This is a genomic window from Acidithiobacillus concretivorus (genome assembly GCF_018853445.1).
GTDB classification, from domain to species: domain Bacteria; phylum Pseudomonadota; class Gammaproteobacteria; order Acidithiobacillales; family Acidithiobacillaceae; genus Acidithiobacillus; species Acidithiobacillus concretivorus.
The window spans coordinates 16,395-36,050 of the sequence record NZ_JABELD010000037.1 but is presented as its reverse complement, the minus strand read 5'-3'; the positions used below and the strand labels follow the sequence as shown (position 1 = coordinate 36,050).

Annotated in this window: 18 protein-coding genes; 9 read left to right on the top strand and 9 right to left on the bottom strand. The window is 52.8% G+C overall.

The features are described 5' to 3' along the window. Positions 1–55: 55 nt before the first annotated feature. Entirely contained in the window at positions 56–1,498 is a 1,443-nt protein-coding gene (locus tag HJG40_RS05500; protein ID WP_215863256.1) for a heavy metal sensor histidine kinase, read from the bottom strand. Next, positions 1,476–2,150 carry a heavy metal response regulator transcription factor gene (locus HJG40_RS05495; RefSeq protein WP_215863255.1) on the bottom strand — a complete coding sequence of 225 codons (675 nt, stop codon included), beginning with the start codon at positions 2,148–2,150 and terminating at the stop codon, positions 1,476–1,478. Before HJG40_RS05495 ends, HJG40_RS05500 begins: the two co-directional genes overlap by 23 nt. A gap of 191 nt (positions 2,151–2,341) precedes the next feature. Between HJG40_RS05495 and HJG40_RS05490 the strand changes: the two genes are divergently transcribed. Beyond that, on the top strand, positions 2,342–3,283 hold the full coding sequence (locus tag HJG40_RS05490; protein ID WP_226857218.1) for a hypothetical protein: 942 nt from the start codon (positions 2,342–2,344) through the stop codon (positions 3,281–3,283). A gap of 65 nt (positions 3,284–3,348) precedes the next feature. On the opposite strand, the gene HJG40_RS05485 is transcribed toward HJG40_RS05490, so the two are convergent. Then, positions 3,349–4,173, bottom strand: a complete 825-nt coding sequence (locus tag HJG40_RS05485; protein ID WP_215863253.1) for a winged helix-turn-helix domain-containing protein — start codon at positions 4,171–4,173, stop codon at positions 3,349–3,351. A gap of 308 nt (positions 4,174–4,481) precedes the next feature. On the opposite strand from HJG40_RS05485, the gene HJG40_RS05480 reads away from it, so the two are divergent. The 8 genes from HJG40_RS05480 (at position 4,482) to HJG40_RS05445 (ending at position 15,628) form a co-directional block, all read left to right on the top strand. Next, positions 4,482–6,824: a TonB-dependent receptor gene (locus HJG40_RS05480; protein WP_215863252.1), complete on the top strand. Its 2,343-nt coding sequence runs from the start codon at positions 4,482–4,484 to the stop codon at positions 6,822–6,824. 254 nt (positions 6,825–7,078) lie between these two features. Next, entirely contained in the window at positions 7,079–7,660 is a 582-nt protein-coding gene (locus HJG40_RS05475; protein WP_215863251.1) for a cytochrome b/b6 domain-containing protein, read from the top strand. A gap of 91 nt (positions 7,661–7,751) precedes the next feature. Further along, positions 7,752–8,063, top strand: coding sequence for a PepSY domain-containing protein (locus HJG40_RS05470; protein ID WP_215863250.1), 312 nt, complete (start codon positions 7,752–7,754; stop codon positions 8,061–8,063). A gap of 78 nt (positions 8,064–8,141) precedes the next feature. Next, positions 8,142–8,804: a response regulator transcription factor gene (locus tag HJG40_RS05465; protein WP_215863249.1), complete on the top strand. Its 663-nt coding sequence runs from the start codon at positions 8,142–8,144 to the stop codon at positions 8,802–8,804. Further along, positions 8,801–10,108, top strand: coding sequence for a sensor histidine kinase (locus HJG40_RS05460; RefSeq protein ID WP_215863248.1), 1,308 nt, complete (start codon positions 8,801–8,803; stop codon positions 10,106–10,108). The genes HJG40_RS05465 and HJG40_RS05460 overlap by 4 nt, the downstream gene beginning before the upstream one ends. A 92-nt stretch (positions 10,109–10,200) precedes the next feature. Continuing rightward, positions 10,201–11,550, top strand: coding sequence for a TolC family protein (locus HJG40_RS05455; protein WP_215863247.1), 1,350 nt, complete (start codon positions 10,201–10,203; stop codon positions 11,548–11,550). Next, positions 11,547–12,584: an efflux RND transporter periplasmic adaptor subunit gene (locus HJG40_RS05450; protein ID WP_215863246.1), complete on the top strand. Its 1,038-nt coding sequence runs from the start codon at positions 11,547–11,549 to the stop codon at positions 12,582–12,584. The genes HJG40_RS05455 and HJG40_RS05450 overlap by 4 nt, the downstream gene beginning before the upstream one ends. Continuing rightward, positions 12,584–15,628: an efflux RND transporter permease subunit gene (locus HJG40_RS05445; protein WP_215863245.1), complete on the top strand. Its 3,045-nt coding sequence runs from the start codon at positions 12,584–12,586 to the stop codon at positions 15,626–15,628. Before HJG40_RS05450 ends, HJG40_RS05445 begins: the two co-directional genes overlap by 1 nt. A gap of 16 nt (positions 15,629–15,644) precedes the next feature. On the opposite strand, the gene HJG40_RS05440 is transcribed toward HJG40_RS05445, so the two are convergent. The 6 genes from HJG40_RS05440 to cobA form a co-directional block, all read right to left on the bottom strand. Further along, positions 15,645–15,851 carry a YgaP family membrane protein gene (locus HJG40_RS05440; protein WP_215863244.1) on the bottom strand — a complete coding sequence of 69 codons (207 nt, stop codon included), beginning with the start codon at positions 15,849–15,851 and terminating at the stop codon, positions 15,645–15,647. Positions 15,852–16,008: 157 nt separating this feature from the next. Further along, positions 16,009–16,512 carry a Crp/Fnr family transcriptional regulator gene (locus tag HJG40_RS05435; protein WP_368355877.1) on the bottom strand — a complete coding sequence of 168 codons (504 nt, stop codon included), beginning with the start codon at positions 16,510–16,512 and terminating at the stop codon, positions 16,009–16,011. A 195-nt stretch (positions 16,513–16,707) separates the two neighbouring features. After that, positions 16,708–17,772, bottom strand: a complete 1,065-nt coding sequence (locus HJG40_RS05430; RefSeq protein ID WP_215863243.1) for a DMT family transporter — start codon at positions 17,770–17,772, stop codon at positions 16,708–16,710. 142 nt (positions 17,773–17,914) lie between these two features. Continuing rightward, positions 17,915–18,493 (bottom strand): ANTAR domain-containing response regulator, encoded by a 579-nt coding sequence (locus HJG40_RS05425; RefSeq protein ID WP_215863242.1) that lies wholly within the window; start codon positions 18,491–18,493, stop codon positions 17,915–17,917. Between the two features lie 4 nt (positions 18,494–18,497). Continuing rightward, the gene (locus tag HJG40_RS05420) at positions 18,498–18,854 is read right to left on the bottom strand and encodes a sirohydrochlorin chelatase (RefSeq protein ID WP_215863241.1); all 357 of its coding nucleotides are present in this window, start codon (positions 18,852–18,854) and stop codon (positions 18,498–18,500) included. 10 nt (positions 18,855–18,864) lie between these two features. After that, complete coding sequence (gene cobA / locus HJG40_RS05415) at positions 18,865–19,653, bottom strand: uroporphyrinogen-III C-methyltransferase (RefSeq protein ID WP_215863240.1); 789 nt, start codon at positions 19,651–19,653, stop codon at positions 18,865–18,867. Positions 19,654–19,656 lie beyond the last annotated feature (3 nt).

Here is a 19,656-nt window from a genome sequence, read left to right as displayed (position 1 = left end):
TTTTTATTATGACATTGCTGTATGTCCAGAAGATGACCGCAAGATGACCAAATCGTCATCTTATGTTGCCACCATTATTATCCATGGAAATTATCGGAAAAAACAAAATGGCCGTCGTACCTTTACCGGGAACGCTTTTTAAGCGGATCTTACCCCCATGCAGATGCATAATGGATTGGACGATGGCCAGTCCCAGCCCTGTTCCTTGTCCACGGCGCATGCGTGCTGCATCTGCGCTGTAAAAGCGGTCAAACACCCGGTCAATATCTGCATCGGCAATGCCTGAACCGGTGTCGCTGATGATCAATTGGATCTGCTCGCGGGACCATTCATTGTGAATCCGGATGCTGCCACCCGCTGGCGTATGACGCAGGGCATTACTCAGCAGATTACTGACGGCGCGACGCAGGAGATCAGAGTTTGCTGTGATGGATCCCTGAGTATCATTGTGCAGGGTAACATCCTGTTCATCTGCCATAGCCTGATAAAAACTGCAAAGAGAAGCCATTTCCTGATGAATGTCCAGCTGTTGCTTATCCAGCACGTTATGCTCCTGTTCTGCTCGGGCCAGAAACAAAAGGGCATCGACCATGCGCGACAAGCGTTCATATTCATCCATGGCGGAGGCGATACAGGCTTGATATTCGAGAACACTACGGGTCTTGGAAAGCGCCAGTTCGCCCTCACCGCGTAAAATATGGATGGGCGTGCGCAACTCATGGGCAATGTCTGCCGAGAAGCGGGAAATCCTGGCAAAGGAGTCTTCCAGCCTTTCCAGTAGCTGGTCAAAATTTTCAGCGAGTGTGGCGAGTTCGCTGGGCCAGTTTTTTCCGGCAATGCGGCGATGTAACTGGCTGGCACTGAGTTCGTCCACCATGCTTGCTAATTGGTGGACAGGGCGCAATCCCCGTCGGGCAATCAAATATCCCGCCACTATGGCAATAAGCAGTGCAAAAACAATCGACAAAGCTAGTGCGTAACGATAAAAAGCCAGAAAGTGCTCCCTTTCACTGATGCGGATAGCCACGTAAATGATACTGGCTGGCTTGCCTGCAAAGCGCTGTGCCATCACCTGAAAATGTTCGTGTTTTTTAACTTTCCAGTGCCATTGTTCGGGTTGAAAAGCCTGTGGTTGGCGATCAAAGGGCTTGTTGCTGTCGAGGAGGGGGTTATAAGTGCGACCCCGGGCAATGATCCCTTCCTGAGATCGCGTCACCCAGATGTACACCCCACGGATAGTGCTGGCCTCCAGCTGCGTCTCGTGACGGAGTTCGGAAAAGTTGTCCGTGCTGTTGCGGATGGCCGTGTGTACTGCATGGATTTTACTGGTGAGGATCTGGCTGTCGGCCGCACGTAATTGTTCCGCCAGAATCCAGTACAGGGCGGCACCTGCCACCGCAATCAGGAGGGTGCTTAACAGGGCGTACCACAGCGTGAGTCGGAGCGCCATGGAGCGCCCCAGACTGAGTAAGGTTTTATTGGCGTAGCTCAAGAACATAGCCAACTCCCCGCAAGGTATGGATCAATTTGTCCGCAAAGGCATCATCGACTTTTCGGCGCAGGCGGCGGATGGCGACGTCCACAACATTGCTATCACTTTCAAAATGCATGTCCCAGACCTGTTCGGCAATGCGGGTGCGGGTTAGCACTTCGCCGGGAAAGCGCATGAGGTAGGCCAGCAGGCGGAATTCCTGAGGGGCCAGGTTAATGGGTGTGGCGGCCCGCCAGATTTTGTGGCGGAGCAGGTCCATTTCCAGATCGGCGTAATAAATAATCTCGTCCGTACGCACATGACTCCGCCTCAAAATACTGTGAATTCTGGCTAGTAATTCTGAAAAAGCAAAGGGTTTCACCAGATAGTCGTCCGCGCCCTGGCGCAAACCTTCCACGCGCTGGGCTACGGCATCCAGGGCGGTCAGCAGAATGACCGGCTGATCGGGATGCCGTTTACGGATTTCCTGAAGAACCCACCAGCCATCCCTCTGCGGCAACATCAGATCGAGCACAATCACTGCATATTCGCCGATTTCGGCGAGGTGCTGACCGTCCACACCATTGTCGGCAACATCCACCACATAGCCTAGCTCGTTGAATCCTTTTTTGAGAAAGGCAGCGGTTTTAGCTTCGTCTTCAATAACCAGAATTTTCATGGGAGGAGGTCGAAATTCAGTAAACCAGAATATGGGGAAAATACTCTGGTTTAGTCATCATAACAACTTGCTGGCTGATATGAGGAAGATTTAGGCGTGATCAGAATAAGCCTTATTTTGACCTTTTTGAGAATATGCATACAATGAATCCCCTTTTGATGCGCCTATTCCGAGATGCTATGAAAACCTCAATGACCATGGAACATAAACGCCGATTGGCTTTTGGCGTTGTTCGTATCGTTTTTGGCCTGATCTGGCTGATCAACACCTGGTTACAATTTAATCCAGCTTATACAGCCCACTTTCTGGGGAGTTTCAACGCGGACTGGGTGAGTGGACAACCTGACTGGATTATCCAATATGGACATTGGATGGCGAATCTTGTGCAGCACATAGGGCCACAGGCTGTGGCTTATGGAACCGTAGGGCTGGATGCCATTCTGGCGGTTTCCCTGATCACCGGGCTGGGCTTGCCCTTTCTGGCCGGGGTGGGGGTGCTGTATAACCTCTGGCTGTGGAGTACGGTGGGTGGTTTTGGCGGACCCTATACCCAAGGGGCTACAGATCCGGGCACGGCGATCATTTATGCGCTGTGTTTTGTTTATGTGATCTGGTCCCGAAGCTGGGAAGGTCTGAGTTTGAGCAATGTGCCGCATAAGCCTTTATATGCGCCGGCCATGCACACTGCCCGTATTCTTTTCGGGCTGCTTTGGGCTTTTGATGCATTCTGGAAGTGGCAACCGTATTTTCTGCACAATGCCGTGACTTATTTGCAGCAGGCGCTTCCGGGAGAGCCCGCCTGGATTGCCGCCTACATATCGTTGGTGATAGCCGTGATCAACCTGGTAGGGCCAGTGCTCTTCGGTTATGTCGCCGCCATCATGGAAAGTATCATCGCTTTTTTCCTGCTCATCGGACGCGGTATGCGCTGGATTATTCCTGTGGGTATTGCCTACAGTTTCGGGGTATGGACGACGGCCGAGGGTTGGGGTGCGCCTTATCTGCCCGGCAGTACGGCCAATAAAGGCGATGTACTGGGCACCACCAATATTTATATCATTGCCTTTCTGTTTCTGGCAGCCTGGGTGTACTTCACTCCCCGTGCCCAGCGCAGGGGAGACGGCGATGCCTGAAGCCGCCTGATCAGCTCACGGTAAACATTTGAGTTGGCTTGAGGGTCAAGGCTCTGCCGATGCCGCTAATCCAGTATGTGTATTTGGGGGCCACTATAGCGATATCCGAACCCTGGAACCGTTTCCATCCAGTGATGTAAACCGGTATGTTCAAACAGGCGTCTTAGCCGATATACCTTTACGACCAGCGTGTTGGGGGCAATAAACACTTTTCTGCCATTTTTCAGCGCTTGCGTAAGTTGCTGGTAAGACAATGCCTCGCCAGGATTCTGAACCATGCAGCAGAAAAGGGTGTACAGATTGCTGGGGAGATAGATTTTTTGATCATCGACGTTGACTATCCGAGCCTTATGATTAATCGAAATGTGAATAGATGCGGTCCGATCTGCTTCGCTGAAGTCTGTCGAGGGAACCTTTTCAAGTAACCTGTGCAGATAGGCTAATAGAGGCGCAGTACCCAGGCTCCAGGGAATGAAGGTTTGGGCTCCAGATTTTATGGCATCCTCGGCAAGATGGCCCAATAAGGCATTTTGAGCCTCAACCATTACCAAAAATGATAGATTTGACCCATAATTTTTTTGTAAAACCAAGAGCATTTCCCTGATTTCATCATTCCAGCCATTGGTGATGACGACCAGCTTATTTGAGTGGTTTACTATTTTCTCGAAGTCCAGAGCAGATTTCGCAGTCTGTACTATATAAGCGGTATTAAAGTTTATAGTTTGCAACAGGTTGGTTTCATGGGCATCTCGTTCCAGTGACAACACCACGATATCCGGATCACTTTTGAACACGCCTTTTGCTGTGGGCAAATGTAACCAGGCGAGGCCATCCATCATGATCCAGTGCAGATGAGCGGAGATGAAGGGGAGTATAGAGGGTGAAAACATGTGTATGGTCCTGCATTTTGGATAAACTGGTTTGTGGGTAAGAACCCGTTAATCCTTATATGGTAGCTGCTTTATATGACATTATTATGACAATCTGCTGTTCTTGGGTCGTTTCTGGAAGAAGTCAGGAGTGGCATGTCATGTTGCGCGCTGTTGTTTCAATATGCTCTGCTTCATGGTGAAAATAGTCATAATATCGTCATCATATTGTCATCTGCTTGTCATTTTTCCCTGATACATTGTGCGGCTGCAAAACCAAGGGCTGGCTCAGTCCTTAACGCTTACATAAAACAGGGAGAAACAAAATAATGAGTAAATCCGTATTGTTACGTCCTTTGGTGCTGGCCCTTGTAACTGGTGGTATGTTGTTGACGGTTACTGATGCCATGGCGGATACCATCACCGCTGCCACCTTGAGCAGTCAGAACAACACAGCGGTGAATGTGGGAGAGGTCAATGCGGCCGCTGCCTCTGAATCATTTCTGGGTAGCAGGGGGGTTCATTCATTAACCCAAAAACACCGATTTAACTCCGGTCAGTCCATAAAGGTGCTGAACAAGCAACAAATTGCAGCCGCAGGACCCGTGGGCGGCAGTGCCCAGGCACTGGCCTACGCACCGGGCGTGAACGTGACGGGATACGGGAATACCGGTTCCACCAAAACATCCATTAGTGTCAATGGAATCAGTCAGGGCTGGGGTGGTTTTGGCGGGAGTGTCATAGATGCCGGTAATCTCTCGGTGACTTTTGATGGCGTTCCCATGGTCAATCCGTCCACCGGTCTTTGGGAAAGCCCGCAAGTACCACAAACGGGAATTTTACAGGGAATTGGTATCACCTACGGGCCGGGTAATCCGGTGAATCGCTGGTATAACAACATTGGCGGCCAAATCGCCTTTGTCCCTTTGCAGCCAACGGCACAGCCGGGCGCCAGTATCAAAATGACCTACGGAAGCTATAATTCCAAGAATATTGTGTTCAATGTCCGCACTGGCAGTATAGACGGCTGGTCAACCATTATGGCGGGTGGCGCAGGATCCAGTAACAGTTATCGGCAGAGCCCCGATGGATTCACGAATCCCAGTTACAATTATGCCTGGTTTTTGAAAACCAAAAAAACCTATACGGATGGAAATTTTTCATTGGGGGCCTATCTGGCCAAGGGGTCTGGATACCGTCCGGTTCCGGTTCCGGTCAACCCTATTGCCGGCGTTACTTATACCGGTGCCGCAACGGGGCCATTATATAGCCAGAAGACGACCGGATTTTATTCGTCCATTCCTTTTGATATCTGGAACAAGGATGACAGCAACACGACCTGGTTGATTTACAGCAAGCTGAATCAGAAGCTGGATAAAACCTTTTCTTTGCACAATATGATCTGGTATCGCTACGGCCATCGCTTGCATCAGCATTATAATAATTACGGCTTGAGTAATCCCAGCAATCTCTATGAATACAACAATCCTCATGACAGTGTGTATGGAGACAAGCTATGGATTTCCGCCAAGCTCCCCTATAATGATGTCAGCTTCGGTGGATTCTTTCTGAATAGCCAATATAATACCAAAAACGCCTTTTATAATCCGGCGGATGGTGGTTCTCTTGCGCTCCCCAATCATTCCTACCGGAATGATATTTTTAGCCAGACGGACCTGGCGGCATTTGTGCAGGATCGCATCAGTCCCATGCATAATCTGCATATTACTCCGGGGGTGCGCTTTATTAATTACCAGACCCAATATACGCAGGGGGCAGATATTCCCGGAGCGACAGGCACCAATCAGGGTAAACTGCCTGCTTCCAATCGCAGCTTTACCAAGGTGGAACCCTCGGTGGACTTCAACTGGAAGCCGCTGCAGTGGTTGGCGGTATTTGCAAGTTATGCCCAGGCTTATAAAGAACCGCAGGTTGGCGGTGGTGGTGGTCTCTACCAGAGTATCCGGCCGGTGTATAACCTTGAACACAGTGCGGACTATAATGCGGGCATAAAAATGCATTTTAATGATGCGGATTATCTGCATCATTTCTTCGCCATGTTCAGTTTTTATCATTTGCATTTCAGTAATCAGTTTGTTGCTGCCTATGATGGTAATGGAAATTATCTGGGTGACGCCGATGGCGATTCTATTTATCAGGGTGTAAATATCGCTCTGGAAGATGATCCCCTCTATAATGTGCATGTTTTTGCCAACCTGAATTTCGAGAAAGCCACATTTGCACACTATACGACGGGAGGCGTCAGCTATCAGGGCTTGCCGGTATCCAACGTCCCGGAGAGTACGTTCAATATCGGTGCCAAATATCGCTACTTCCTGGATGGCATCCTGATGTCCCCCAGTATCTGGTACACCTATACCGGTGCCCAGAATATGTGGAATAACAATACGGTTATGCCCAGCAGCCAGAAAATTCCTGCCTATGACACACTGAACCTCGGGCTGGAAAGTGTCATTTCTACGCGTGGATCGGTACCTCTGCTGAAAGACGTGAAGCTCAACCTGGATATGCTGAATGTGACCAACAATCATTATAATCCGTTTGAGTATGTCACTTCTGGTGGTTTGCTGGGTGGAAATTCGCAGGGACAGGTGCTGGCTCTCCCCGGAGCACCATTTACCGTCTATGGAAGTATTTCTGCTGACTTCTAAAAACCTTTGTACAGCGGGGATGGAAATTTCTCCATCCTCGTGTAGCGATTTGCTACGGACAATGCGGTAGATCCCAGTAACCACAAGGTTTTTGTTTTTGTGGGTGAGGCGCATGCGGTTTATGTGTATCAGCCTGTACATGATTGAGGGATAGACTTCGGGTTGCTGCTTATAGATATAATTCACGACTTGCCATAAGCAAGTCGTCTTTTTTTAAGCAAGCAACTGGACATTTTATAAAAAGGGTTTCATTTATGCACGGATCAGATAGCTTACCTTGGCCACGCAGTGTCAAGTGGCTCCATATATTTTTAGCGCTGTTCATCACCTTTCAGTTGATGAGCGAGCTGGACATGAAAGCCATCTGGAAACATATAGGTATTTCAGCGTTTCGGCACTTTCTGTTTGTATCGCATATGTGGGTAGGTATAGCCAGTACTATTGTGATCATCTTGTTCTGGCTGGTTGTTGCCATGAACGCTCAATTACGTACCCATCTGTTTCCCTATCATGGGGTTTATTTGCAGCGCATTGGCAAAGATATTCAAGGTGCGACACGCGGTATTTTCCCTCCGGCGGGTATGCGTGGCGGATTACCGGGCCTGGTCCATGGTTTGGGTCTTCTGGCTATTTCCGCCATGGGGGCTTCGGGGGTTGTGATGTTTGTGATGATTTATGCTGCTGGCGGCGTTAAGCCCGGCGATGCCTATGCTATTCCTCATGCTATTCATTCTCTGATCGCCAATCTGGTATGGGCTTACTGGTGGGGTCATATTGCCATGGCTCTGCTACACGCGTTACGTACCCCACGGATTTTGCGGATATTTATTCCCTAATTTTGGGCTAATTCCGGGGCTGTATAGTGCGTAAACGGAGAGGGTCAATTGGATCCATCCGTCATTTAACGCAGGTAACAGGAGCAAAGTCATGAGCATATCTATACGGTTGGTTGGCGGTATCGTGGGCGGGGTTTTACTTTTGTCTAGTTTTGGCGCTTATGCTTTTACCGGCCAGGAATTGGCTGGTAAAGCGAAGATCAGTATCGCCCAGGCACGTGCTACGGCTTTACGGACATATCCAGGTAGCATCACCGATCAGGAGCTGGAGAAAGAGAAAGGCGGCAGTGGATTACGATATTCTTTCGTGATCAAAAAGGGGCATGTCAGTCATGAAGTAGGTGTTGACGCCATGACTGGCGCCATTTTGGAGAATTCGGTTGAAGGTGACCATGCGGATTGATGCGTTATAGCCTTTAATCGGATCTGACCCGTTCTTGGGAGCGGGTTTTGCGTGTATTTGTGGGGGTATCACTGAATAATGCGTATTCTTCTGGTTGAAGACGACCGAATGATTGGTGAAGCCATTTCTGTTGCGCTGCGGGATGCAGCTTATGCAGTGGATTGGACGCGTGATGGTGAAACGGCCCTGCAAGCCATTGCCAATCAGGAATATCAGGCCATTCTTCTGGATTTGGGCTTGCCCAAACTGGATGGTTGTACGGTGCTGCAGCGTGTCCGGGCAATAGGTAGTGATCTGCCGATTATTATTATTTCTGCCCGGGATGCCTTATCAGACCGGATAGAGGGTTTGGACCTGGGGGCGGATGATTATCTGGTCAAACCTTTTGCCATGGATGAATTGTTGGCACGTTTGCGTGCCATTATCCGTCGTCAGGGTGGACAGGGGTCGCCTGTGCTCAGCAGCGGATCCTTGCAGCTTGATTTAAGTACCCATATCGCGCAGCTTGGCGAAGTCAGTGTGCTGCTGAGCCGTCGGGAATTCGCATTACTGCAGGCTTTATTATTACGCCCCGGTGCGATACTGAGCAGGGCACAACTGGAAGAACGGCTATATGGTTGGGGCGAAGAAATAGAAAGTAACAGCATTGATTTCCTGATACATGCTTTGCGCAAGAAGCTCGGTGCGGCGGTCATCAAAAACGTGCGTGGTGCGGGCTGGATGGTTTCGCGTCCATTATGAAAAAATCCTTGCAGCGGCAATTGTCCATTGGCCTGAGCATTGCCATTATCTGTACAGGCTTGCTGGCCGGTTTGGCCGCTTTCTTTTTATCCCTGAATGAAGCCCAGGAATATCAGGATGCTTCCTTGCAACAGATTGCTGCACTGGTCCCTCCTCAGCTCTGGCAGAATGCTTACCGCTATGATCAACGTCACGTGGATATTGATCCGGACGCGCGTATCGTCGTTGAACCGTTGTGTTTATCAAATTGTGGGAAAGTGGATACTCCCTTGCAGCTACCCCCGCAATTGTCACAGGGATTTCATACGGTTGCTGTCAAAGATCAGGATTGGCGGGTTTTTGTGCGGCGACTGGGACCAGATAAGGCACTGGCCGTGGCACAATCTACTGATCTGCGCAGTGATGCGGCTTTTGCCAGCGCGCGTTTGACCCTGTTGCCCTTGTTGGTTTTGATTCCGTTGTTGGTGATTTTTGCGCGGATTATTGTCCGCCGCAGTCTGGCTCCGATCCATGCTTTGGCCGAGGCCGTTGATCAGCAGAATGCCGACCGACCCACGCCGCTTTCTGTGGAAAAAGTACCCGAGGAGATTGTCCCGTTTGTACAATCCCTGAATCGCCTGCTGGAAAGGATTCGACTGTTGCTGGATAAGGAGCGTCGTTTTATTGCCGATGCCGCTCATGAATTACGCACACCTTTAACGGCCTTGTCGCTCCAGGTACAAAATCTGGAGCGGGCGGATTCCCTTGAGGAAAGTCGAAAACGTTTGCTGCCGCTACAAGATGGTTTGAAACGGACCCGTCATTTGTTGGATCAGTTGCTGGGTTTTGCCAGGCAGCAGAGTGTTGTTTCCACTATAGAACCGGTTGATCTGACCGCCGTAGCCCGTCAGGTTGTGGAAGATCTTTATCCGCTGGCGGAGCTGAAAAAAATAGATTTTGGCATGGATGCCGAACAACCTTTGCGCGTGCAGGGTAGTTCCGCTGCCTTTTACAGCCTATTACGCAACGCCGTGGATAATGCCCTGCGCTACAGCCCGGACCATTCCGAAGTGACCGTGCTGGTGCGCAGCGAAGGAAATGATGTACTGCTGGAAGTGATAGACAGTGGTCCAGGGATTCCGTCCGATGCGTTGGAGCGCGTATTTGATCCTTTTTACCGACTTCCCGGTTCAGCAGGAGACGGCAGTGGTTTGGGCCTGAGTATCGTGCGCAGTATCGCCGAACAAATGGGCGGGAAAATTATCCTGCAAGCAAGGACAGATCACGCCGGATTGCATTTCATCTACCGTCAAAAAGCCAGCTAAGTTTCGCCTAATTCCGTCATGACATACTGATTGACAGGTGGTTGATAGGCACCTCGATGACGCGTTCTCAACCTTCAGGGAGCATTGGATTTATGGCATTACGATTATGGTTCGCCTGCACGGCGAGCCTGTTGTTACTGCTGACGGGATGTGCGCATTATCAGGCATTGCCTTTGCCTGACCATCTGTCCTCGATGCAGACGGTGCATCGGGAAATGGCAGCGGCGTTGGGACGAATGCACCCCCATGTCCAGTCAATGGATTTGCAGGGACCATTTTCCGGGAAGGATATTGGAAGCATTGCGGTGTTGCTCAACCCACAGTTGCGAGCCATGCGGGCGAATCTGGGGGTCGCTCAGGCCCAGGTTTTCGCGGCCGGTTTGCTTCCCGATCCCCAATTGTCAGTGAGTGCGGACTTGCCCAGTAATGTTGCAGCCGGTTATTACAATGCCTATAGCATGGGTTTGAGTTGGAGCCTCGCCAGTCTGTTTACCCGCACTGCCAATCTGGATATTGCCCGCGCCCAGCAGAAATCCGTGCAATATCAGGTCGCCTGGCAGGAGTGGATGCAAGCCGGTAATACGCGCGTTCTTGCCCGTCAGCTTTATTATTTGCAGGCGCAGGAAGCGGTCGCGGCAGCAGCAGCCAGGACCACCGGGAGATTGTATCAAGCCGCCGTTGAAAATTTACGTCTGGGGGATACCACCATCACTACCGCTTCACTGCGGCAAATTGCCTGGCTGGATAGTCAGGATCGGGCTTTGGCCTTACGTCGACAAGTCACGGATACGCGCCAGAAGCTCAACCAATCCATTGGCCTTCCGCCTCAAATGCGGTTCCATATTCAGTCTCCGCAACTCTGGGCCAAGTTGCCCGATGCGGCGTCATTAGTGAAATTGGCCGACCAGCACCGCTTGGACCTGGTGGCCCTGCGGGCCGGTTATCAGGCGCAGGAAGCTCGGGTACGGCGGGCCATTCTGGGTCAATATCCGGGTTTCACCATCGGTTTCGGAAAGGCTGCGGATACTTCCAATATACAAAGCTACAGCCCGAGTTTGACCCTGGATATTCCCCTCTGGAACCGGAATCGTGGGGTCATTGCCGAAAGCGAGGCTACCCGTACTCAACTGCGGGCAGCCTATACCGCCCGTTTGTTTCAGGCCCGCGCCGACATTTACCGTCTGGTGACGGATCTTCACCGTTTGGCCCAGGAAATCCTGCCTCTGCAACAACAGGTTCCTGAACTGGAGAAAGCCGAAAACCACTTACGCAAGGCGGCTGCCGAACATGATGTGACCTTGCTGGATTATGAAACCATACGTAGCCAGTCCCTGGCGAAGCGCCTGCAATTACTGGCGCTGCAGGAATCCTATGCCGCCCAACAGGCCGCTCTGGAAATGGCAGTTGGCGTCCCTTATGCCGATTGGGAGAGTCAGAAATGAGAACAGGGTTTTCGGGCGGAAAATTCCTGGCATGGGGATGCTGCCTGTGCTTGCTGTTGGCGGGATCTGCCGGGGCAGAGGTTTCCGCTCTGGTAAAAGTCACGCCGGCGCGCATGATGTCCATGGCCGATCAGCTGCGGGTCTACGGTACCGTAGAGTTTGCACCGGAAGATGGCAGAACCATCGTGCTGCCGGCCGAATCCCTGGTCAATCAGGTGTTGGTGGCTGCCGGGCAGCGGGTCAAGCAAGGACAACCTTTGCTGCAGATTCAAGCTTCGGTCAGCGATCAACTGCAACGGAAACAGGCGGAAATTGCCCTGAAATTCGCCATTGCCGACCAGCAACGGGTGGCAAGCCTGCGCCAGCGTCAACTGGCGACCAATAGCCAACTGCAAGCGGCCGATCAATCTCTGGCCCGGGCGCGGGCAGCCTTGCAGGATATCCAGTTGCGGTTGCAACAACTGCAAAAAGGACAGGTGTCTGCGCCTATCAACGGGGTGGTGACCATCGTACATGTCCATCAGGGTGATCTTGTCCCTGCTGGTCAGCCTTTGCTCAGTTTGAGTACGGCTAATGCCCTGCGTGTATTGTTGGGGGTAGAGCCAGCAGATTTGTCGCGCATACAGGTCGGAGATTCCGTGCAACTGCTCCCGGTATATGGAGGGCGGGCAGTGTCCGGGAAAATCGGGCAGATTTATCGTCAGATTGATCCACAAACCCGACTGGCCCAGGTGGTGGTTCCTTTGCCTGCAAGTCCTGATTTAATGCCGGGGGCCATGCTGCAGGCGGAAATTATTTTGCATAGACAAAAGGCTGTGGTGGTTCCGGAGAGTACGGTGCTCCGGCAGGGTGACAAATCCTATTGTTTTGTAGATGCGGCAGGAAAGGCCCAAAAACGCTGGGTGAAAACGGGTTGGCAGCAGGATGGCTGGATTGCGGTCAACCAAGGGCTGAGCGCGGGCGATTCGGTGGTCAGTCTCGGCAATTATGAGCTGAAAAACGGAATGGCCTTGCGGATAGAAGGGAAATCCTGATGGGTGCCTGGTTACTGCAGCATCGGCGTTCCATGCTTTTCCTGTTGCTGGTGTTAGTTCTGGCGGGTCTGATGGCTGCCATGAAAATGCCGGTGGCCCTGTTTCCCAATGTGGTATTCCCACGGATCGAAGTCTTGGTAAATTCCGGAAATATGCCCATTCAGCAGACGGAAATTGCGGTCACCCGACCGTTGGAGCAGGCCTTGCGAGCGGTTCCCGGTGTCGAGCGTATTCGCTCTACCACGGCGCGTGGTGCCGCTGATGTATCCGTACAGTTCGCCTGGGGCAGCAATATGACCGAAGCTTTGTTGCAGGCAGAATCGGCAGTCAACAAGGTATTGCCCGCTTTGCCGCCAGATACCCGGTTTACGGCGCGACGCATGGATCCGACCGTGTTTCCGGTGCTGGGTCTGTCGCTGACCTCGGATCGTCTGGATGCAGTCGCCTTGCGGCGCTACGCCGAATATGACCTGCGGCCGCTGCTGCTGGCTATCCACGGCGTGGCGCAGGTTGAAGTGCAGGGCGGGGCGCGTGAGGAATATCAGGTGGTGGTGGATCCCATGCGTCTGCAGAGTTATGGGCTGCGTCTGACGGATGTGGAGCAGGCACTGAGTAACGGCAATGTCATTACCGCCGTGGGTCGATTGCAACGTTACTACCGCCTCTATCAGATTCTGAGTGAAAGTCCCCTGAAAAATGTGCAGGATATCCGTCATATCGTGCTGAAGACCGGTACCGCCGGGGTCGTGGACTTGGCCGATGTGGCCGAGGTCCGGGTAGGAACCGCACCCCAGTGGACCACCGTGACAGCCAATGGCAAAAACGCTGTGCTGGTCAATATCAAGCAGCAGATGGGTGCTAATACGGTGGCCATTGATCAGGCTATCCGGACCCTGCTGCGCAAGGATGCCAAGAGCATTCCGGCAGGGATAAACCTGAGTACCTGGTATGACCAGAGTCAGTTGATTACCGCTGCTGCATCCAGTGTGCGGGATGCCATTTTTATCGGCGCAGCTTTGGCGGCTTTGGTGCTGCTGGTGTTTTTACGAAATTTGCGGCTGACCTTCATTGTGGCCATCGTGCTGCCCAGTGTGCTCCTCGCCAGCGTGCTGATCCTTTATGTGTTGCACCAGAGCTTTAACATCATGACGCTGGGGGGCATGGCAGCAGCCGTGGGTCTGGTGGTAGATGATGCCGTGGTCATGCTGGAACACATCATGCGCCGCATTACTGATAACCCCAGTGAAGGTAAGCCGGTGTCCGTGCTGCATTCTGCCCTGGAAATGAGTAAACCGCTGGCGGGCTCTTCGGCAGCAACCATCATCATTTTTATACCGCTGGCCTTTTTATCCGGGGTGACCGGTGCTTTTTTTCAGGCATTGGCCATCTCCATTGCAGCGGCCCTATTGGTGTCCTTTCTGGTGGCTTATCTGGCGGTGCCCCTCCTCGCCGATCTGCTCCTGAGACCCCAGGATGCCGAGCAGGCCGAACATCAGGGCCGTTTTTTGGCCTGGTTCAGCCGTATTTATGGGCATTATCTGGAAAGACTGTTGCGGCGACCTTTGTTTTTATCTTTGATTGTGCTGGTCTTTCTGCTTTTGGGGGGATGGTCTTACACCCAGGTGGGCAGTGGTTTCATGCCCGCGATGGACGAGGGAGGCTTCGTGCTGGATTATACTGCGGCCCCCAGCACTTCTTTGGCGGAAACAGATCGGCTGCTGGATCAGGTACAGCAGATTCTCGCCCAAAATCGGGATGTGGCCAGTTATTCACGGCGCACGGGTCTACAGTTGGGCGGAGGCATCACAGAAGCCAACACCGGAGACTTTTTCATCCGTCTCAAGAGGCAGCGACAGCATTCCATATGGCAGGTGATGCAGGCCGTTCGTGCGCAGATTCATAATCAGGTTCCGGGGTTGCGGGTGCAAACGGGGCAACTGATGGAAGATCTTATCGGAGATTTAACCGCCGTCCCTCAGCCTATTGAAATCAAGCTCTTCGGTGCGGATCCCCAAACGCTGCAAAAAATGGCCCGGCAAGTGGCTGGACAAATCCGGCAGGTGCCGGGCGTTGTAGAGGTTTTTGACGGGATTACCATTGCCGGTGACGCCGTTGATATGCATGTGGATCCGGTGAAGGCCGCCCTGGCGGGAATGACTCCGGGTCAGGTCAGCAGCCAGTTGCAAACCTTGATGGAAGGACGCGTAGTCAGTCGAATACCTCAAGGCCAGGAAATGATCGGGATCCGCGTCCGTGCGCCCCATGCACTCTGGAGTGAAATCCATCGCCTGCGACAGCTCCCCATAATTGCCCCCGATGGGCATTATCTGACCCTGGGGCAGGTGGCTGAAATTCGAATGCAATCCGGGCAGGCGGAACTAAACGCCGAAAACCTTAAACCCATGGTGGCAGTGACGGCCCGTATCGAGGGGCGGGCGATGAGTACGGTGATGGGCGAGGTGAAGATCCGCCTGGCCCACCTGCAATTGCCCCAGGGTGTCTATTTGCAGTACGGGGGGTTGTACCGCGAACAACAACAATCCATGCGCGAGCTGGCGTTGGTGCTGCTGGCGGCTATTCTGCTGGTGACGGTGCTGCTCCTGTTCCTCTATGAGCGTTTTACCGTGGTCCTGAGTATTCTCGCGACAGCGCTCCTGGCACTGGGTAGCGTGTTTATCGGCCTGTGGCTGACCGGCACCGAGCGCAATATTACCGCCATGATCGGGATGACCATGATTGTTGGTATTGTCACGGAAACGGCAATTTTCTTTTTTGCGGAAGCGCAGTCTGCGGAGTCCCACGAACTGGTTCGGGCTGGTAAGGCGCGGCTACGGCCGGTGCTGATGACGGCCATTATCGCCATTTTGGCCCTCATGCCGCTGGCCTTGGGGATGGGCGCCGGGGCACAAATGCAGGCACCTTTGGCCATCGCCATTATTTCAGGATTGCTGGCTGAAATTCCCCTGGTACTGCTGGTGATGCCTGGAATTTACGCGTGGCTGGAAAGGCTCTCTAAAAAGGGATCAGTGCGCGTCGTGCACTGATCCGGATATTGGCCTCTCAGGATTTGCGGAGCGGGCAGGTCCTGATGCCGAAGAGCGAGTAGGCTGGACACCAACCGACCAAACCGGTGATTAAGGGTACGAGCCCCAACCATCCCCAGGGGGTTTTCGGTCCGACAAAAACCAGTGCAATGACAATAATTCCGACAATGATCCGAATTAATCGGTCGGCCATTCCTTCGTTAAACAGGGTAGAGACAGACATTTTGGATTCCTTGTTAAGTCAGCAGAGATTTTCATCGTAGGCAACTCGCAGGGAGATGTCTGTGACTTTCTCACCGAGGCGAAACAAATTCCGAGTTTGCTAATTGTTGCAATCCCTGCATCTGGATAATTTCAATTTGACCTGACCCGCGCCGGATCTATCCCCGCAATGCAAATTCTTTGAGGGCACGGCTGATGACTTCCCGGGCCGACCCCAGCTCGGTAGCCAATGTCTGATGGGTAATCTGGATAAGCTGGGCATGCTTTCCCAGGTCCAGAAGTTTTCTGGCGAGGCGAATATCCAGACGGGTAAAGACGACTTCTTCGACCAGAGTAAGCAAGTCGGTCAAGCGATTTCCGTAGGCATTGAATACGAACTCCCGAAAAAGGCTGGATTGGCCAATGAGTTGATCAAAAAACGATTTTGGCAGGCTGATCGCCTTCACGGCTGTTTCGGTAATACCCATGGCGGGATAGGGGCGATGACTGAACAGGCAAGCGGTAGTGAGAATGCAGGATTCTCCGGGGCCAATGCGGTACAAGACGATTTCGCGCCCGCCTGCAGAAATCTGTTGCACCCGGATCTGGCCTTCCAGCACTAACAAATATTGGTTGCAGGGAGTACCGGCGTGAAAAATGATTTGATCCGACCCCCATTGCACTGGACGCGCCTTGTTGAACAACGTTTTTTCATGGGTTGGCACGGTGGAAAGTGCAGGAAAATAGCTGATCCAGTCGTTCAGGAGAATGCCCGTCCGTGTGAAAGAGAGTCATGATGCTACTACAGTAGATATTCTCTTTGAAACGTTTCGGGTGGCCCCTTTATAGCCCCCTGAAAAAGCCTTTGTTGGCGAGGCTTAGTGTTTATGTAAATGATGCATGTCCGGCACGTGCGGGTGGCTGTGGGTGAGGGGCTCATGATGATGCGGATGCTCATGACGGGTTCCTGGAGCAACCGGGAAGGCGTGGGTGTGTTGGTGATGGGCATCGTGGGTATGCATGTGGGCATGATCCATAGCTTCATGGGAATGGACATGATCGTGGCGTTCATCCAGATGCATCCAGATCCCCCAGGCCATCAGTGCTGCCGCGATCAGTAGGAGCGGTGTGATCGGAGTGCCCAGGATGATGACGCTGAGAATGGCCCCAAAGAAGGGAGCGCTTGAAAAATAGGCCCCCGTGCGGGCGCTGCCCAGATGGCGTAAGCCAAGCACAAACAGGGCGAGGCTGACCCCGTAAGCAAAAAATCCCAGAATCATGGCAGCAATGGCATCCGGTAGAGCCGGTATTGTGCTGCCCAGCCATAAGGCGAGTAGCAGATTGACGCTACCCGCAACCCAACCTTTGTTGGCGGCAATCCAGCTGGAATCCGTCAGGGAGATTTTCCGGGTCAGATTATTGTCTACGCCCCAGGCAAAGCAGGCGGCAATGATGGCCGCTGCTGGCCACAACTGTTGGATATGAAATTGCAGTGTTCCGGCACCGGGCCAGCTGAGCAGCACCATGCCGAGCACAATGGCGAACATGCCCCAGGCAATCCGACGATCAAAGTTTTCCTTGAACACCCACCAGGCCAGCAGCGTGGTGAATACGGATTCGGCATTGAGCAGTAAGGAGGCATTGGATGCTGCCGCACCCCGCAGTCCGAACATGAACAGCACTGGTGCGATGATACCTCCTGCCAGTACGGAGGCTCCAAACCAGAAGGTGTCTGCACGCGATAAATGGACGCGCGGACTGCGGCGCAGCAGCCGATACACGCTGAGCCCCAGGCCGGAACCCAGATAAAGCAGGGCCGCGAGCATCCAGGGGCTGACCGACGCCAGGAGAATTTTGGCCAGAGGGGTGCTGGCACCAAAAAGCAGGGCGGAGAAAATTGCTGCCGGGATTCCGGGGCGAATCAGCTTCTGGATAATATTCATGGAATTATCTGCAAAGTCATGGCGTAACCCGAGAAGGAATCAGGAATCATAAAGAGCATCGTTAGTGCAGGCAAGATGGATGATTGCCGTGATTAATGGCGGGTTGGAGTGAAGTGTGATCCGGTGGAAGCCGGCCAGGAGATCAGGAACTGCCTGCTTCGCCCACCGTAATGATCATTTCGGCAATTTCTCCCAGTTTTTTTCCTTTGTCCATGGCGAGCCGCCGCATGCGCCGGTAGGCTTCGGCTTCGTCAATTTGCAAGTCGCGCATGAGGATGCCCTTGGCTTTTTCAATTTGCTTGCGCTCGGAGAGGGCATTTTGGGTGTCTTTGAGTTCTTTGCGCAATTGCCGATATTCGGCATAGCGGAGCGCTGCTACCTTGAGAATGGGGGCAATATCCTGGGCGGAAATGCCGTGGGCAACATAGGCGGCTACCCCGGCTCGAATAGCCCGACGCATGGTGTCTTCATCTTCAGGGGCGCCCAGCACCACGACTGGTAGTTCCAGGGTTTCGCTGAGGAAGACGATGTGTTCGAGCACGTCCCGTTCAGGACTGCCCGCTTCAGCGATGATGACATCGGGTTGCAGCTTTTCCAGACGTTGCCAGGAAAGATCTGACCAGCCAAAAATATCCACAACAATCTGCCCTTCGCTGGCGAGGGCTTCGCGGAGGATTTCTGCACGCTCCACATTATTGTCGATTAGGACGATGCGATGCATGGGCTCATTGTAGCGCTTGCAGAGCGGCCTGGATGACGATTTCCGATTCGCCGATGGGTCCTTCTACCTGGATGAAGCAATCAGGTAAGGTTACTTGCACCTGCTCAAGGAGTGCAGGCAGATCCTCCTGTAAATGACGACCGCTGCTCCAAAATAATGGAGATATGCGAAAGTGGCGATAACCCGATGCATAGGCTGAGTGCAGGGCCTGATCCAGAGATGGCTCCCACATTTCCAAATAGCACAACACGATCTGCCGTTCTGGTTGGGCGATCTGTAATTTTTCGGCGATTCGCTCAAAAGGTTTTCGCCACTGGGGGTTGCGGGAACCATGTGCCAGCAGAAATTGCACTTCGGTCATGCGCTTTTCCTTATGGTTGTTGCAGGCGTTGTGTAGGTAAAACGGCTTCGCCGGGAAACCACGCACAAATATCGGCCAATTCCACGACGGAACCAATAATGAGAATCGCCGGGCTGCCTAGTTCTGCTGCCCGAATGGCTGTACTGAATTGCTGCAAGGGCGCCTGTACCTGTTTTTGCGTGATGGTCGCCCATTGTACGGCAAGACAGGGGGTTTCAGCAGCCAGACCGCCCGCCATCAGACCCTGACAAATATCGGATATGCGTTCGATGCCCATGTAAATGACCAGAGTGTCTGCCGCCTTGGCATAGCGTGACCAGTCTTGAGGGTGGCTACCTCTGGCTTCGTGCCCCGTCAGGAAAATGACCGACTGACTGCGATGACGATGGGTGAGCGGTACGCCGGCATAAGCCGCTGCCGCCATTCCGCTGCTGATGCCGGGGATGATTTCGTAATCGATATGGGCGGCACGCAGGGCCAGACATTCTTCGCCTCCGCGCCCAAAGAGAAATGGATCTCCTCCTTTCAGACGGACCACCTGCAAACCTTGTTGGGCCGAACGGATCAGGTGTTCATGAATGCGTATTTGCGGGGTGGAGTCCTGCCCGCCGCGTTTGCCCACTTCCACTTTTTTACACCCAGCCGCTGCCATATCGAGTAAACCGGGATTGGCGAGGGCATCATAAAAAATGATATCAGCAGCCGCAATGCGCCGTGCGGCTTTGAGGGTGAGGAGTTCCGGGTCGCCGGGACCGGCACCGACAATGGCAACAGGAAATGAGGTTGTGCAGGTTTGCATGGG